Genomic DNA, 16,556 nt, shown 5'->3' on the forward strand with positions numbered 1-16,556 from the left:
CGCGCGTGGTCATGCCGGCGGTGCGCCGATGCCGATGCTCTCAAGTAATTCGCGCCAGAGCTTGCGGACTCCGGCGTGACGCTGCGCGAGCGCCGCACTGACCGCGTCGCGATGCGGCGCAAGATCTGTGCTCTTCAGAAACAGAATCTGGGCCTGCAACAGCCGGCCACTCTCGAATTCGATCCGGCGTAGCGCCATAACAAAAGGATCCTGCGCATTGGCCTCGATCGGTAGGAGCGCAGCCGGCCGTATACCGGCATGCACGGCGTGGGCAAGCGCTGCGAGGTGAATCATTTGGGCAAGGCGAGGGTCTGCGATCCCTTCGACCGGTGCAGGCAGCCAGGCGGACTCCCAGGAGGCGAACATGTAACCCAGGGAAGGATCCACCACCCAGGACGTGGCGCGCAGCAGCAGCGAGACGATCTCGGTCTCGCGATAAAATTGAGCATTCAATTCGGTCTGCCATGCCGCGTCGAGCCTCGCGGGCAGCATGAAAGCGAATTGCCGGGCCAGGGCGCCGTGGGCCGAGATCAGGAATGCTGCGACCTTCGTCTGCTGGTACGGTGGAATGCGGCCGTCCGGCGCGACGGGACCGAGGAAGCCGCTCATGGCAGCGCTCGCTTGACCGGGATGGCACGCAGATGATCGTAGCCGGCAGGAAACGGCGTGAGCTCGCCGCCGGGCTGGTCCGACGCCACCCAGACCGCTTGATTGCCCTGCCAGCGGCCGGCCAGCACGTCTTCGGCAAAGCGCGCCAGCAGATCGGCGGTCAGTGTCCCTTTCTCCAGCGTGAAGGCGTGATAGGCCCTGGGGATGATCACCAATGAGCTGTTCTGAATCTCGACTCGCAATGTTTCGTGGAGACCCCGCGGCGTGAGAAAGTCGAACTCGCCGTTGAGAATCATGGTCGGAACGGCGATCGCGGACAGGTGCGGCGTGAGCGGCTGGAAGTCGAGGAAGGATTCCATCAGGTTTTGCAGCGCGTAGACGTCGTTGACCAGCCAACCTTGCCGCTTCACGCTATCGAGCTTGTCCAGCAGCGGCTTCAGCCATTGGTCCGAGAGGTTCATGGGCAACAGGAGATCCTGGAGGTAACTCGTGCCACCGAGGATCAGGCCGGTCCGCAGCGCATTGCCAAGCAGCAAGAGTTGCGGCGACAGCTCCGCAAAGCAGCTCATCGGCACCAGCCCGGCCAGCCGCTTGCCGTGCTCGATCGCATATCGCAGCGCGATCAGGCCGCCAAAGCTGATCCCGCTCAGAAAGACCGGACCGTCTCCCAGTTCGTCGATCAGGAGGCGCAAGGCAGCGACCTGATCGTCCTGGCTGATGAAGAGCCTCGGCTTGTCGGAGGCGCCCTGGCCGAGCAGATCGAAGGTCGCAACGCGAAAGCCTCGCGCCGATAGGGCCTCGCGATACGTGCCCCACAGCTCGGAATATTGCGTCAGCCCGTTCACGAGAACATAGGCCGGTGCGCCCGTCGGACCGTCGAGCTCATAGCGGATCCGATATGAGCCGTGGCTGAGGAAAGGCATCGCGAGGGTACTGCCGGTGTCTTGATGCCCGCGATCCTCGATCTCCGCGAGTGGAATTCCATTGAGCTAGATCAAACCTTCCCCGGCCGCCCTGCCTAGCGTTTCAGGAAAATCTTCCAGGGAGGATCGCATCATGGCCGGACGAGATGCGTTGAAGTGTTGCCTGTTGAGCCTGATCGTGCTGCTGCTCGGAACGGCGATCGCAACCGCACAGCCGTTCACGCGCCGCTCGTCGCAGGTGCAGCATGACGGGCTCAAGAAGACCTACGAGATCGCCAACTTCCGCCTTGGCGGCAAGTACGACCTGTCCGATCCCTCCAAATGGGAGAACGGCGGCGAGGGCGGCGTCACGCTGGAATCGCTCGGGGCCGGCAAGCTGCGCACGGCATACATTGCTGTCGGCAACGCAAGGCGCAACGCGGCCGGCGAGATCACCAATGCCATCGTGATCAATTCCTATTATTCCGGCGATTCCACCGACATGTACGAACAGTGGGTCAAGGGTGCGGCGTTGTCGGGTGGCGTACCCATCATTGGTCCGGGCCGGCCGATCGACACGAATCGTTACTATGTCATCATGGTCGATCCGCTCGGCACTTGGGGCGCGAGCAAGCCGTCCGACGGCCTAGGCATCAAGTTTCCGCAATACAGCTACTACGACATGGTGCAGGCGAACTACCGCCTGCTGCGCGACGAGCTGAAGGTCGCGCGCGTCGCGCTGGTGACCGGCGTCTCCATGGGTGGCACGCAGACCTACGTCTGGGGCGTGATGCATCCGGAATATGTCAGCGCCCTGATGCCGATCGGCGGCACCACGCAATCGGATGGCGACGACCCGGTCGGCAACTGGACTTTCCAGATGATGACAGCCGCGATCCAGGGCGATCCGGTCTGGCAGGCGACCGAGGGCGACTATTACAAGCTCCCGAAGGAAAAGCATCCGGTGCCGGGCGTGGCCTTCGGCTGGTCGATCCTCGGCATGACGGGTTATGACTTTTCCTTCCGCACGACCCAGAACTGGGCGGCGGTACAGCCCGAGATTTTCTATTGGGATCCGCCGAACGAGAAGGCCGGCCTCAACGTCATTAATCGCGCCAAGCTCTACGACGCCGTCGATCTCGTCTGGCGCAATCGGGTCGGCGAGACCCATAACGTCAATCCCTATCTCGGTCGCATTCAGGCTCGCACGCTGGTGATGCACATCACCAACGACCTCTGGCTCAACTTCAAGCTGGCGCAGAAGGCTGTCGATCGCGTGCCCGGCGCTGATCTTATCGCACAGGAGAGCCCCGTCGCGCACTACGGCGTGTTCCCGATCATCAACCAGCGCAAGAACGATCCGAAGTTCGTCGCCTTCATGGATGACGTGGCGGCCCTCGATCGCGCCCAGAAATTCGTCGACAAGAATTACCGCGTGCCCGGCGTCGCCCAGACGATTGATCCCAAGAAGTCGTTCTGGAAGGCCTACATGACCTATCCCTATCCGGTCAAATTCGGCAGTGCCAAGGACAAGAGCGGCAACTCCTGGGAAATCGGCTACATGGACGAGTATGCCGGCACCGACAAGGATCCGAAGGTGCTCGTCATCATCCACGGCAAGGGCGCGTTCGGCGGCCATTACGGCAACATCATGCAGTATGCGCTGCGCAGCGGCCTGCGCGTGATCATGCCGGACCTACCGCATTACGGCATGTCGGGGCCCGGCAATCTCGACAAGAATCCTGCTCGCACCATGCAGGACATGCGCGAGGTGATCTACGACCTCGTGGTCAACCAGCTCGGAGTCAAGAAGGCGTACTATCTCGGCCACTCGCTCGGCGGCCAGTTCGTCGTGGGCTACGCCCTGACCTGGCCTGATGCGGTGCAGGGCCTCGCCTTGGAGGCGCCGTCCGGCCTCGAGGAATATCCGCGCGAGATCACCATTGCCAAGGACAAGAAGGCGCCTCTGTTCGCCGACGGTCTCGGCCGAGACTTCGACAAGTGGAAGCAGGTCTGGGACCAGACCGGTATTCTCGCTGCGGAAAAGGCGCGGAGCGAGCAGAACGTCCGCGACTTCTTCTACTTCAAGAAACGTGATCCGGACACCGGCGTGGTATCGGCTGCGAAGAGCGGATACTTCTTCAACGACAGCGAATATGCCCGTTTCCATACCGAGCAACGCGCCGGGCTTACCAAGGGCAACCCGAAGGAGCTCGATCAGTGGTGCAACGTCTTCATCTTCGACATCTACACGATCGGTGCTGAGCTCCAGCAGGATGACCCGAAGAACCTCTATGAGCGGGTCACCCAGATCAAAGCGCCGATCTTCCTGGCGTTCGGCGACAAGGAGCCGTTCATTCCGACGCCTGCGTTCAACGGCCTGACGGACCTCGGCCGCGACGTCATCACGCCGTTCATGACGCGTATGACCAATGCCGGCAACCGGCCGATGCTCAAGATCTATCCGGAGACCGGACACTTCATCCACACCGACAATCCAGTGGAATACGCTGCCGATGTCGTGGATTTCGTGACCAACGGGGAGGTGGACACATCATCGCCGCTCGGAACCGATCGCATGATCAAGGGCGCCGTCGTCTCTGCCTTGCCAGTGGCGCCGACACCGCCTGGAGCGGCTCCGACGGCTGGCCTCAACAAGTAGGGCCCGGCGATGCCAAGGGTGCAGGCGGGCGAACTCCGACTCGGCTGGCGGGAGTGGGGAGGAGGCGACGTCACCGTCGTCTTCATCCACGGAAATCTCGCCAGCAAGGACTGGATCGAGCTCGCCGCGCCATTGTTTCCGATCGGGCTCCGTGTGGTTGCAATCGATTGGCGCGGCTGTGGCGACAGCGACCGGCCGAAGCCGTCGGCCGACTATTCCAACTACTCCATGCGGCAGCACGCCGAGGACATGCTGGCGGCGCTCGATACGCTCGGGATCGGCTATTGCCATCTCGCGACACATTCCACCGGCGGCATCATCGCCGCCAGAATGCTGCTCGAGCAGCCGCAGCGCTTCGGCCGTGTGTTCGCGCTCGATCCGGTAACGCCGCTCGGCATGGCCTTCGATGCCGATCAGATCGGATTATTCAGGGCCATGATGTCGAGCAAGGAGCTGACGCGGTCCGTGATGGCTACAGCCGCTTCTTCGCTGTTCGTCCCGGAGAGCATGGGGCCGAACATGGTCCCTCGCTTTCGCGAGGGGCTGGGAGAGATCCAGACGCTGTTCGATCGGATCATTGAGCAGACCTTCGGCGTATCGGAGGGGATCTGGATCGGCACGCCGGTGAACCTGACGCGGGAGAAGGAGAGCCGTGAGCTGGAGCGCCGTATGTCCGAGATCCGGCATCCGCACCTCGTGTTGTGGGGCGAGCGGGACGGTTGGATCGCGCCGGCCGATCTCCGTGCCATGGCCGAAGCGATGCCGGATTGCCGGCTGGTCGTCGTGCCAGGCATAGGGCATTCGATGAACCTCGAATCACCGGCACTTTATGCAGGCTATTTCGGTGCCTGGTTCGGAGGACGTGCCGCGTCACCATCCACGGCGCCAAGCTGATCCCGACGGGGCCTCGACGTCGACGGCGGCCACCACATCATCGATTGACGCGCTGAGCAGTCCGGCGACCCACGATCGATGGTGACAATATTGCCAGTGTTTTGCCCGACGGAGCAACCGGTTCCGGGCGAACAGGAAACATCAATCAGATCAGCCCCATGTCTACTGTGCATGGGGTTGTTTTTCGACTCTTTGATTCAGCGATAGTGAAGCGCGATCAATTCGGCCACGCAGGCCGGCTTCTTGCCGCCCTCGATCTCGATCACGAGGTGGTAGTTGACGCGCAGCCCGTCCGGCGGCACGTCCTCTGCTTCCGCGATCGTGACCCGGCCGCGCAGCTTCGAGCCCGCCGGTACCGGCGCGAGGTATCGGATCCGGTCGGCACCGTAGTTGAGCGTGTTGCGCAGGCCCTTCAGGCCGATGACCGAGCGGATGAACAGCGGGGCAAGGGCAAGCGAGAGCAGGCCATGGGCGATGGTCTTGCCGCCCGGCATCTCCTGCTTGGCGCGCTCCTGGTCGACATGGATCCACTGCTCGTCGCAGGTCGCCTCGGCGAACTGGTTGATGCGGTCCTGCGTGATCTCGATCCAGTCGCTGGCGCCGATCTCGGTGCCGATTGCGGATTTGATCTCGTTGAAGTCGCTGAATATTCGCATGGGTTGACCTGTTCAGAGCTTCATTTCCGGAACATTGTCGGGAATGGCGAGTTCGGCCTCCGTCAAGGCCATGACCTCGCCGATGCTCATGCCGGGTGCTGTTTCCAGCAGCGTCGCCTTGCCATCGGGAAAACCGATCACGGCCATGTCGGTCACGACAAGGTTGACGGGGCGTGCCGAGGTCAGCGGCAGCGAGCATTTCACCACGATCTTCGACTTGCCCTTGGCCGCGTGCTGCATGGCGACGATCACGCGCTTGGCGCCGGTGACGAGGTCCATTGCGCCGCCCATGCCCGGGACCATCTTGCCCGGGATCATCCAGTTCGCGAGATGGCCATGCGCATCGACCTGGAGACCGCCGAGCACGGTGACATCGACGTGGCCGCCGCGGATCAGGCCGAACGACATCGCGCTGTCGAAGGTGGAGGCGCCCGGCAGCGCGCTGATCGGGCGTCCGCCGGCATCGGTGAGCGTCGGATGCGCCATGCCCTGCTCGGGAATCGGCCCGGTGCCGATCAACCCGTTCTCGGACTGGAAGAAGACCTTCAGGTCCGACGGCACATAATTGGCGACCAGGGTCGGAATGCCGATACCGAGATTGACGAGGTTTCCGCTCCTCAGCTCCTTGGCGACACGCCGGGCGATGATGATCTGGGGATCCATGATGTCACCCGTTGGTGATGAGATAGTCGACGAGCGGCGCGGGGGTGACGACGTGATCGGGCGCGATCACGCCGACCGGGACGATATGCTCCGCCGTCACGATGACGGTGTCGGCTGCCATCGCCATGACCGGGTTGAAATTGCGCGAGGTGAGGGCGTAGGCGAGGTTGCCGAGGTAGTCGGCGAGGAAGGCGTGCACCAATGCGAATTGCGCCCGCAGCGCCGTTTCCAGCAGGAACGGCTTGCCGTCGACTTCGATCTGGCGCTTGCCTTCGGCCACCAGCGTTCCGACCCCGGTCGGCGTCAGCACCCCGCCGAGACCGCACCCGCCGGCGCGGATGCGTTCGACGAAGGTGCCCTGCGGCACGAGATCGACCGCGATCTGGTTCGCCAGCATCTGCTGCTGCGCCTTCGGATTGAGACCGATATGCGTTGCCGTCAGCTTCGACACCAGTGCCTGATCGAACAGCTTGCCGACGCCCTTGCCGGGCGTGGCCGCGTCATTCGAGATCAGGGTCAGACCCGTCTTCCTCTGGCGCACGACTTCGTCGAGCAGCCGCTCCGGCGTTCCAACTCCCATGAAGCCGCCAACCATGACGCTGGCGCCCGCCGGGATCATCGCAACGGCTTCTTCGACGGAAACAGCTTTCATGATCGAAACTCCCGGTCGCCCGACGATGGGCTGAAGGGCGGTAATGTGTGGATGTTGGCGGGCGGGCGACGGGCTCCCTTGATATGGGTCAAGGGCCTCTGGATCATTGCGCGCCGTCAGCGCGCCCTTCTCCAACGTGAACGCATGGTAGGCCTTGGGAATGATTTGGGAACCTCGACGCTGAGGCGCGCTAAAAGGCTCAAGAGAAACCGACGCTTCCGTAACAAAACCGGATCCAGTCCGGAGAGCCGAATCTTACTAAATTCAAAAGCTTGCCCTTGCATCCTGATGCTGCGTGCTATGTGCTTTGCCTGAAATCCAGAGCGAAGCACCGGGGTGCAGCACGGAATCGCGCTCGAACACCTGTGCGTCGGCGAGGTCCCGCCATTCGGACGGCGCCAAAACGACTCAATTTACGTCGAGCGTGGATCTGCCGGACACTCGCGGAGCTGATTCCCATGCCAGACAACAAGGTCGACCGTTCTGATTTGGCCCCCTCGATTCTGCCGGCCGGCATCCCCGAGCTCAGCGACGATGAATGCCTCGCTTGTCTCGCGCGCGCAGTCGAGGCGCCGGATTCGGCGCGGCTTGACGAGGTCGCTGGCCTCATTGGCCGCCTGGCAGTCGCCATCGAATAGGGCCGGCCCGGCCCTCCCATCAGGAGAGGTTGCGGAGGGCGAAACGCGCATCGCCAACCGCTATGTTGCGTTTTGACCGAGCATGCTCCAAAAGATGCCGCGATTTTTCTCCGCGGCATCGTCCGCATTGCAGGGTCCGCAAATGTCCGGTTTTTCGACCGCGCGCCAAAAAATGGTCGATGGCCAGGTGCGCACCAATGACGTCACCGACCGTCGTGTTCTCGATGCCATGCTCACGGTGCCGCGCGAGGCCTTCGTGCCGGCCGGCCGGCAGGCGCTGGCTTACCTCGATCTCGACCTCGACGTCAGCGAAGGCGCCGCCAAGCGGTTCCTGATCAAGCCGGCGCTGACCGGCAAGCTGCTCCAGGCCGCCGAGATCGGCGCGGATGACAACGTGCTGGTCGTGGGCTGCGCCACCGGCTATCTCGCCGCACTGGCCGCCAAGCTCGCGCGTCAGGTCACGGCGACCGAGTGCGATTCGGCTTTGGCGGCCAAGGCCAGCGACGCCTTCGCCGCCCAGGGGCTTGCCAATGTCGCCTGCAAGGCGGCGGCCTGCACCGAGGGGGACCCTGCTGCTGCCCCCTATGATGTGATTCTCCTCAACGGCGCGGCCGAGGTGATGCCGGAAGCGCTGCTCGGGCAGCTGAAGGAGGGTGGGCGCCTGGTGGGGGTGTCGGCCGAATCGAGGCCGCCGCGCGCCACGATCGTGACCCGTACCCACGGCGAATTCGGTCATCGGACCCTGTTCGACGCCGCCGCCCCGGTGCTTCCCGGGCTGGAACGGGCGGCTGCCTTTGTCTTCTGACGGCCCCAAAGCCGCCCCAAATCCCGTTCTGAATCAGAAGTGTGGCCGGGATGCTGCACGCGAAGAGTTTCCACTGAGAACCACCCCCAGGTAGTTCCGTCGCGCTTGACCGCGTCCTATGTTGCGGCGGGGCAACGACTCCATTGGTACGGTACCCCGGCTCGCGGGCACGAGCAGGGCGCTAGAACGAACGGAATTTCACGGATGCATGGGGTGAAGCTCTTCACCGGAGCTGCGGTTTCGGTCCTGCTGCTGGCGCTTGCCGGGCCGACACCTGCCTTGGCGGATACGATCGAGGGCGCGCTGGTGCGCGCCTATCAGAACAACCCGCAGCTCAACGCACAGCGTGCCCAGGTGCGCTCGACTGACGAGGGCGTGCCTCAGGCCTTGTCGGGCTATCGCCCGAGGGTCAATCTGACAGCGACCGGTGGCTATTCATATCAAGATTTGCAGAGTGCCCCGGGGACCAACTCAGTCTACGGAACGAGGGTGCCTCGCAGCATTGGCGTGACGGCGACACAGACGCTCTACAATGGCAACCAGACCGCCAACCGGACCCGCGCGGCGGAGAGCCAGGTGTCCGGTACGCGTGAAGCGCTGCGCGGTATGGATCAGAGCGTACTGCTGAGCGCCGCGACGACCTACATGGACTATCTGCGGGATGCCGCCACGCTCGAAGTCCAGCGCAGCAACGTGCGCGTCCTCGAGCAGACACTGAAGCAGACCCGCGACCGCTTCAATGTCGGCGAAGTGACCCGCACCGACGTCGCCCAATCGGAAGCGCAACTGGCGGCCGGGAGGACCCAGGCGCTCACCGCTGAAGCGAATCTGACGACGACCCGCGCGAACTACCGTCGCATCATCGGCAACGAGCCGACGAACCTCGCGCCCGGCTCGCCTGTCGACCGGTTCCTGCCCACGACGCTTGCTTCGGCCATCGAGCTTGGCTTGATCGAGCATCCCAACGTGACGGCCGCCATGTACGGCATCGACGTCAATTATCTGCAGGTCAAGATCAATGAAGGAGCGTTGCTGCCGACACTTTCGGTTCAGGCAACGGCCCAGCGGGCCGACGAACAATCCTTGATTCAGATGCGTTCGTACACCGCATCGGCGATCGCGCAGCTCACCGTGCCGATTTATAATGGCGGTGGTGAATATTCGCTGATCCGCCAGTCCAAGGAGAACCTGGCGCAGCAGCGGCTCAACCTCGAAACGACTCGCGACCAGACCCGCGCGACCATTGTGCAATGGTGGGGCTCTCTGCAGGCCACCAAGGCGCAGGTGCAGTCGGCTCAGGCGCAGGTGACGGCGTCCGAGATCGCCCTCAACGGCGTCCGCGAGGAGGCCAAGGCCGGCCAGCGCACCACGCTGGACGTGCTCAATGCGCAGCAGGCGCTGGTGAACGCGCGCGTTGCGTTGGTGACCGCGCAGCACGATCGCGTGGTCGCATCGTATAACGTCCTAGCGGCGGTCGGGCGTCTATCGCCGCAGGTCCTCGGCCTTGCGACTACGACCTACGACCCCAGCGTTCACTATCATCAGGTGCGGGACAGCTGGGCGGGTGTGCGCACGCCTGACGGCCGCTGATTCCCGTAATCATCCGGTCGATCTCGCCAATAGCCGAGGTCGACCGGTGCTTTGCTTGCAATCGTCAAAATCCCTGACATAGCCTTGCCAAGATGATGCGGGTCGATTCGCCCGCGTTGATGTCGTGTGCGTAACGCTTCGACGCCGGGGGCAGGGGCGCACCGCTGCGCGTGGAGCCGTGATCTGGGGACAAGTCGGGCTGCGGCGACGAAAATGGCGGACCCATCGTCGCGGAACCGGCCAATCCTGCCGTGCTTGGTGTAAAACAACGCATGCGAGGGCGTTGATGATGTGGAGTCGGAGATGACGCAGCCTGCAAAGGTCACAGAACCCTCGATGGAGGAGATTCTGGCCTCGATCCGGCGCATCATTGCCGACGACGAGGCAAAGCCCCCGCCGGCTGAGGCCGCCAAGCCCGAGAAGGCTGCTGCGCCCGCTGCGCCGCCGAAGCCGCAGGCGATGAACGACATTCCGCCATCCAAGGTCGCTCCGCCTAAACCCGCCGCCGAGAAGCCGGCACCGCCGCCGGCTGCAAAGCCGGCGCCGCCACCTGCGCCGGCGCCCGCGGCGGACGCATCCAACAGCCAGGACGATATCGACGCGTTGCTGGCGGGTCTCGATGCGGCCACACCTACGCCGGAGGTCCGCGCGCCCGAGCCAGAGCCCGAGCCCGACGTGCTCGAACTGACCGACGACATGGCGATGGACCCGACGCCGCCTCCGCCGCCGCCGACCTTCCGCAAGGTCGAGCCACGCGACGATCTCGAATTCGCCGAGCCGCCGCGTCCCGCCCCGCCGCCGTCCTACGCGCCGGTGGACTTCGACGCGCCGCCGCTGCCCCCGCAGCAGCCGATCCTCGCGCAATCGACGGTCTCCGCGGTCGAATCCGCCTTCAACTCCCTGGCCCATACGGTGCTCAGCAGCAATGCGCGGACGCTGGAGGACCTGGTCAAGGAGATGCTGCGGCCGATGCTGAAGTCCTGGCTCGACGACAACCTGCCCGGCCTCGTTGAACGCATCGTGAAGGCCGAAATCGAGCGGGTCTCGCGCGGCGGCCGCTGAGGGCGGCCGAAGGGCCCTCATAAAGCCCGGCTTGGGCGTCATATTCGGGCCTCGGACCGGGCTGGAAAGCGCTGTTGCCGCCTCGTTTTCCCTGACGTTTTCGTTGACTTTTCGTTGACTTGGCCCCCTCGCGCGGCTTTCTAGCAGCCCCATGATCGAGAAAAATTACCAGCCCGCCGATATCGAAACCCGCATGTCCGTGGTGTGGGAGGACAGCCTTGCGTTCAAGGCTGGCCGGCCCGACCGCCGTGATGCCGTGCCCTTCACCATCGTGATCCCGCCGCCGAACGTGACGGGCTCGCTGCACATGGGCCACGCCCTCAACAACACGCTGCAGGACATCCTTTGCCGGTTCGAGCGCATGCGGGGCCGCGACGTGCTGTGGCAGCCCGGCACCGACCATGCCGGCATCGCCACCCAGATGGTGGTCGAGCGGCAGCTGATGGAGCGCCAGCAGCCCGGTCGCCGCGAGATGGGCCGCGAGAAGTTTCTGGAGCGGGTCTGGCAGTGGAAGGCCGAGAGTGGCGACACCATCATCAACCAGCTCAAGCGCCTCGGTGCGTCCTGCGACTGGTCGCGCGAGCGCTTCACCATGGACGAGGGCCTATCGAAGGCCGTCGTCAAGGTCTTCGTCGAGCTGCACCGTGAGGGCCTGATCTACAAGGACAAGCGGCTGGTGAACTGGGACACCAAGCTGCTCACCGCGATCTCTGATCTCGAAGTGCAGCAGACGGAAGTGAAGGGCCACCTCTGGTATCTGCGCTATCCGATCGAGGGCAAGACGTTCAACCCCGAGGATCCCTCGAGCTTCATCGTGGTCGCCACCACGCGACCCGAGACCATGCTCGGCGATACCGGCGTGGCCGTGCATCCGGAGGATGATCGCTACCAGCAGCTGATCGGCAAGAACGTCGTCCTGCCGCTGGTCGGCCGCAAGATCAAAATCCTCGCCGACGAGTATTCCGATCCCGAAAAGGGATCGGGCGCTGTGAAGGTGACGCCGGCGCACGACTTCAACGATTTCGAGGTCGGCAATCGCCACGGGCTGCGCCGGATCAGCGTGCTCGACAGGGAAGGCTGTCTCGATCTCCTCGACAACGAGGATTATCTGCGCGACCTGCCCGAAGGCGCTGCGCAATTCGCCGAGGAATTCCACAAGGTCGACCGCTTCGCTGCGCGCAAGCGCATCGTCGAGCGGCTGGAATCGTTCGGCTTCGTCGAACGGATCGAGCCGCACACCCACATGGTGCCGCACGGCGATCGTTCCAACAGCGTGATCGAGCCCTACCTGACCGACCAGTGGTACGTCGACGCCAAGACGCTGGCGAGACCTGCGATCGCGGCGGTGCGTTCGGGCGAAACGACGTTCGTGCCGAAGAACTGGGAAAAGACCTATTACGAGTGGATGGAGAACATCCAGCCCTGGTGCATCTCGCGTCAGCTCTGGTGGGGCCATCAGATCCCGGCCTGGTACGGCCCTGACGGCAAGGTGTTCGTCGCCGAGACCGAGGAGGAGGCCATCAGCCACGCGCTCGGCTATTACGTCGAGCAGGAGGTCATTACGCCCGAGCAGGGCCGCGAGATGGCGCTCGACCGCAACAAGCGGGAAGGCTTCATCACGCGCGATGAGGACGTGCTCGACACCTGGTTCTCCTCGGCGCTGTGGCCGTTCTCGACGCTCGGCTGGCCCGACGAGACGCCCGAGGTGCAGCGCTATTATCCGACCAATGCGCTGGTGACCGGCTTCGACATCATCTTCTTCTGGGTCGCCCGCATGATGATGATGGGCCTGCACTTCATGAAGGAAGTACCGTTCTCGACCATCTACATCCACGCCCTCGTCCGCGACGAGAAGGGCGCCAAGATGTCGAAGTCGAAGGGCAACGTCATCGATCCCCTCCACCTGATCGACGAATACGGCGCCGACGCGCTGCGCTTCACCCTGGCCGCGATGGCGGCGCAGGGGCGCGACATCAAGCTCGCCACCAGCCGCGTCGAAGGCTACCGCAATTTCGCGACCAAGCTCTGGAACGCGTGCCGGTTCGCGGAGATGAACCACTGCGCCGTGCCTGATGGTTTCGAGCCGGCGAAGGCAAAGGAGACGCTGAACCGGTGGATCGCGCATGAGACCGCCCACACCACGCGCGAGGTGACCGAGGCGATCGAAGCTTATCGCTTCAACGATGCAGCCGGCAGCATCTATCGCTTCGTCTGGAACGTCTATTGCGACTGGTATGTCGAGCTCGCCAAGCCCGTGCTGCTCGGTCCGGACAACCCTGCCAAGGACGAGACCCGCGCCATGGTCGCCTGGGCGCGCGACGAGATCCTGAAGCTGTTGCATCCCTTCATGCCCTTCATCACCGAAGAGCTGTGGGAGGTGACGGCCAGGCGCGAGGGCCTGCTCGCATTGGCGCCGTGGCCGCTGAAGCCGGTCGAGCCGACGCCGGAGCAGCTCGCGATGCTTGCGGCGACCACGGGACCGACCGATGCGCTCGTCTCGCCGGCCTGGGTGCTGCCGATCTTCGATCATGCCGACTTCACCGATCCGGCTGCCGAAGCCGAGATCGGCTGGGTCATCGACCTCGTCACGCAGATCCGCTCGGTGCGCGCCGAGATGAACATCGCGCCGGCAACGCTGACGCCGCTGGTGCTCGCAGGCGCTTCGGCCGAAACCAAGGAGCGCGCGCCGCGCTGGGCCGATGTCATCAAGCGTATGGCGCGGCTGTCGGACATCTCCTTCGCCGACCGCGCGCCCGACGGCGCTGTCCAGCTGCTGGTGCGCGGCGAGGTCGCCGCGCTGCCGCTCAAGGGCGTGATCGACGTCGCCGCCGAGCGCACGCGTCTCGACAAGGAGATCGGCAAGGCCGAGGCCGACATCAAGCGCGCCGAGTCGAAGCTGGCGAACGAGAAGTTCGTCGCCAACGCGGCCGAGGAGGTCGTCGAGGAGGAGCGCGAAAAGCGCGAGACGGCGCTGGCGCGCAAGGCGAAGCTGCTTGAGGCGATGGAGCGGCTGAAGCAGGCGTCTTAGAGCATGATCCGGAAAAGTGTGCAGCGGTTTTCCGGAAAGATCATGCTCAAACAATAACCTAAAGCGCGATGATGATTCATCGCGCTTTAGGCTTATTTCGGAAACGGCTTGCTCAAAAACTTCGAGCCCCTGACGCCATAGCGCCAGGGCAGCTCGACCGCCTTGGTGATGCCGATGCGGATGCCGGTTGCGACCTCGACATCCTCGGTTCGCGCATGCAGCGCGATGGGAGGCCGGTCCAGCGGCAGGGCGTTGTGCGCGATGGTGATGCCGAGCGCCTCGGTCAGCTTGCCAGGGCCCGAGCACAGCGCACGCACCTCCTGCAGATGCCGGCGTCGGCGCATCGCAGCCAGGCCATGCGTCGGCTCCAGCGCACGGATCAGCACGGCGCTGGCCGAGCCTTCCTCCTCGCAGACGAAGTTGACGCACCAATGAATGCCGTAGGAGCGGTAGACATAGGCAAAGCCAGGCGGGCCAAACATGACCTGGTTCCGCTGCGTCGGCCCGCGATAGGAGTGCGCCGCCGGGTCGGTATGGTGATAGGCCTCGACCTCGACGATGATCCCGCCGACGCCGTCAACGAGCATGGTGGCGCCGATCAGGTCGGGCGCGACCTCATGGACGCTGCGTCCGAAGAAGGCGCGCTTCAGGGGCTTGCCTAGCCGCGGTGGTGAAGCGTTCGAGATTGGAGCCATTCGAGGTGAGAATCGCCTGATAACGGAGCAAGATATTGCCCATATCTGCCATGTTCCCTGAAGCGGGGCGAGCCGGGTTGCGATGCCAGGCCAGACCGACTAGGTAGGACCTGAACAGACCGGACACCCCATGGTCGTTATTGTCGATACCATCTCGAACCCGCTGCGCCCGCGCCACCCCGAAAAGGTGAACCGGCCCGATTCCGCTTCGCCGCCGAAGCCGGACTGGATCCGCGTGCGCGCGCCGAACACCCGCGGCTATGCCGATACCCGCAACATCGTGCGCGCCAACGGCCTGCATACGGTGTGCGAGGAAGCGGGCTGCCCGAACATCGGCGAGTGCTGGGACAAGAAGCACGCGACCTTCATGATCATGGGTGACACCTGCACCCGGGCCTGCGCCTTCTGCAATGTCAAGACCGGCCTGCCCAATGCACTGGACGCGGCCGAGCCGCAGCACGTCGCCGAAGCCGTGGCCAAGCTCGGCCTCGCCCACGTCGTCATCACCTCGGTCGACCGCGACGACCTCACTGACGGCGGCGCCGAACATTTCGCTCGGACCATCCGCGCGATCAGGGCCGCGTGCCCCTCGACCACGATCGAGATCCTGACGCCCGACTTCCTGCGCAAGGAGGGGGCGCTCGAAATCGTCGTTGCGGCGAAGCCCGACGTGTTCAACCACAATCTCGAGACGGTGCCGTCGCGCTATCTCACGGTGCGGCCCGGCGCGCGCTACTTCCATTCGATCCGGCTGCTGCAGCGGGTCAAGGAGCTCGATCCCACCATCTTCACCAAGTCCGGCATCATGGTCGGCCTCGGCGAAGAGCGCCACGAGGTGCAGCAGGTGATGGACGATCTACGCTCGGCCGACGTCGACTTCCTGACCATCGGACAATATCTGCAACCGACCCGCAAGCATCACGCGGTGATGCGCTACGTGCCGCCGGACGAGTTCTCGTCCTACGAAAAGATCGCCTACACCAAGGGCTTCCTGATGGTGTCGGCAAGCCCGCTCACCCGCTCGTCGCATCATGCCGGCGAGGATTTCGCGAGACTGAAGGCTGCGCGGGCAGCTCACGCCCGCTGACGTACCATGCATCGAGTTTCGAGCAAGCACCGTGTCAACCACAGCGCGTCCGAGATGTTTGATCTGGTCGCCGATGTCGAGCGCTACCCGGAATTCGTGCCGCTGTGCAGCGCGCTGAAGGTGCGCCAGCGCATGGCGAAACCCGACGGCACCGAGGTGCTGGTCGCCGACATGACGGTGTCGTTCAAGCTGGTCAAGGAATCCTTCACCAGCCGCGTGACGCTCGACCGCGCCAATCTGAAGATCCTGGTCGAATATCTGCAAGGTCCGTTCAGGAATCTGGAAAACCGTTGGACGTTCGAGCCCAAGGGCGAGGGCGTCTGCGACGTCGGCTTCTTCCTCGCCTACGAATTCAAGAGCCGCATGCTGGCGATGCTGATGGGCTCGATGTTCGATGCCGCCTTCGCGCGGTTCTCGACCGCGTTCGAGAAACGGGCGGACGCGATCTACGGCCGGCCAAAGCTGGCGTCGACGTAGTCGCGATCAGCACTGCTCTCTCCACCGCTCGCAATGACAATGGAGCGGCGGGCGTGCCCTCCCAATCCAACATCGCTCCGTGTTCCCCATCAGCATCCACCGGGATCATTTCGCATCGCGGCGCGTTCTCAACCGA

15 protein-coding genes are annotated in these 16,556 nt (G+C 64.0%); 9 read left to right on the top strand and 6 right to left on the bottom strand.

Features of this window, described 5'->3' with window-relative positions; genetic code table 11:
- Nucleotides 1-9: 9 nt before the first annotated feature.
- Nucleotides 10-609 carry a hypothetical protein gene (locus GA0061099_RS17940; RefSeq protein WP_036028004.1) on the bottom strand — a complete coding sequence of 200 codons (600 nt, stop codon included), beginning with the start codon at nt 607-609 and terminating at the stop codon, nt 10-12.
- Nucleotides 606-1,532 carry an alpha/beta fold hydrolase gene (locus GA0061099_RS17945; protein ID WP_036028005.1) on the bottom strand — a complete coding sequence of 309 codons (927 nt, stop codon included), beginning with the start codon at nt 1,530-1,532 and terminating at the stop codon, nt 606-608. Before GA0061099_RS17945 ends, GA0061099_RS17940 begins: the two co-directional genes overlap by 4 nt.
- Nucleotides 1,533-1,665: 133 nt before the next feature.
- On the opposite strand from GA0061099_RS17945, the gene GA0061099_RS17950 reads away from it, so the two are divergent.
- Nucleotides 1,666-4,173, top strand: a complete 2,508-nt coding sequence (locus GA0061099_RS17950) for an alpha/beta hydrolase (RefSeq protein WP_036028006.1) — start codon at nt 1,666-1,668, stop codon at nt 4,171-4,173.
- 9 nt (nt 4,174-4,182) lie between these two features.
- Nucleotides 4,183-5,067, top strand: coding sequence for an alpha/beta fold hydrolase (locus GA0061099_RS17955; RefSeq protein WP_036028007.1), 885 nt, complete (start codon nt 4,183-4,185; stop codon nt 5,065-5,067).
- Between the two features lie 197 nt (nt 5,068-5,264).
- Here the strand turns inward: GA0061099_RS17955 and GA0061099_RS17960 are convergent, their stop codons facing one another.
- The 3 genes from GA0061099_RS17960 to GA0061099_RS17970 are packed head-to-tail and all read right to left on the bottom strand — an operon-like array spanning nt 5,265 to nt 7,038.
- Nucleotides 5,265-5,723, bottom strand: coding sequence for a MaoC family dehydratase (locus GA0061099_RS17960; protein WP_036028008.1), 459 nt, complete (start codon nt 5,721-5,723; stop codon nt 5,265-5,267).
- 12 nt (nt 5,724-5,735) lie between these two features.
- Nucleotides 5,736-6,386, bottom strand: a complete 651-nt coding sequence (locus tag GA0061099_RS17965) for a 3-oxoacid CoA-transferase subunit B (RefSeq protein ID WP_036028009.1) — start codon at nt 6,384-6,386, stop codon at nt 5,736-5,738.
- A gap of 4 nt (nt 6,387-6,390) precedes the next feature.
- Complete coding sequence (locus GA0061099_RS17970; protein ID WP_035999395.1) at nt 6,391-7,038, bottom strand: CoA transferase subunit A; 648 nt, start codon at nt 7,036-7,038, stop codon at nt 6,391-6,393.
- A 458-nt stretch (nt 7,039-7,496) separates the two neighbouring features.
- On the opposite strand from GA0061099_RS17970, the gene GA0061099_RS17975 reads away from it, so the two are divergent.
- From GA0061099_RS17975 to GA0061099_RS17995, 5 genes are all read left to right on the top strand, one after another.
- Nucleotides 7,497-7,676: a hypothetical protein gene (locus GA0061099_RS17975; protein WP_035999393.1), complete on the top strand. Its 180-nt coding sequence runs from the start codon at nt 7,497-7,499 to the stop codon at nt 7,674-7,676.
- 142 nt (nt 7,677-7,818) lie between these two features.
- Nucleotides 7,819-8,481, top strand: coding sequence for a protein-L-isoaspartate O-methyltransferase family protein (locus tag GA0061099_RS17980; RefSeq protein WP_036028010.1), 663 nt, complete (start codon nt 7,819-7,821; stop codon nt 8,479-8,481).
- Nucleotides 8,482-8,685: 204 nt separating this feature from the next.
- Nucleotides 8,686-10,071 carry a TolC family outer membrane protein gene (locus tag GA0061099_RS17985; protein ID WP_036028011.1) on the top strand — a complete coding sequence of 462 codons (1,386 nt, stop codon included), beginning with the start codon at nt 8,686-8,688 and terminating at the stop codon, nt 10,069-10,071.
- 303 nt (nt 10,072-10,374) lie between these two features.
- Nucleotides 10,375-11,133, top strand: a complete 759-nt coding sequence (locus tag GA0061099_RS17990) for a PopZ family protein (protein ID WP_074447953.1) — start codon at nt 10,375-10,377, stop codon at nt 11,131-11,133.
- Between the two features lie 151 nt (nt 11,134-11,284).
- Nucleotides 11,285-14,161, top strand: coding sequence for a valine--tRNA ligase (locus GA0061099_RS17995; RefSeq protein WP_036028024.1), 2,877 nt, complete (start codon nt 11,285-11,287; stop codon nt 14,159-14,161).
- A 92-nt stretch (nt 14,162-14,253) separates the two neighbouring features.
- Here GA0061099_RS17995 and GA0061099_RS18000 read toward each other — a convergent pair whose 3' ends face one another.
- Nucleotides 14,254-14,856, bottom strand: coding sequence for a DNA-3-methyladenine glycosylase (locus GA0061099_RS18000; protein WP_036028025.1), 603 nt, complete (start codon nt 14,854-14,856; stop codon nt 14,254-14,256).
- Nucleotides 14,857-14,986: 130 nt separating this feature from the next.
- Here GA0061099_RS18000 and lipA point away from each other — a divergent pair, with 130 nt between their 5' ends.
- Nucleotides 14,987-15,943 (top strand): lipoyl synthase, encoded by a 957-nt coding sequence (gene lipA / locus GA0061099_RS18005; RefSeq protein ID WP_036028026.1) that lies wholly within the window; start codon nt 14,987-14,989, stop codon nt 15,941-15,943.
- A 6-nt stretch (nt 15,944-15,949) separates the two neighbouring features.
- Nucleotides 15,950-16,420, top strand: a complete 471-nt coding sequence (locus GA0061099_RS18010; RefSeq protein WP_027542754.1) for a type II toxin-antitoxin system RatA family toxin — start codon at nt 15,950-15,952, stop codon at nt 16,418-16,420.
- The last annotated feature ends 136 nt before the right edge of the window (nt 16,421-16,556 follow it).

The sequence above is a fragment of the Bradyrhizobium yuanmingense genome (assembly GCF_900094575.1).
In the GTDB taxonomy this organism is placed as follows: domain Bacteria; phylum Pseudomonadota; class Alphaproteobacteria; order Rhizobiales; family Xanthobacteraceae; genus Bradyrhizobium; species Bradyrhizobium yuanmingense.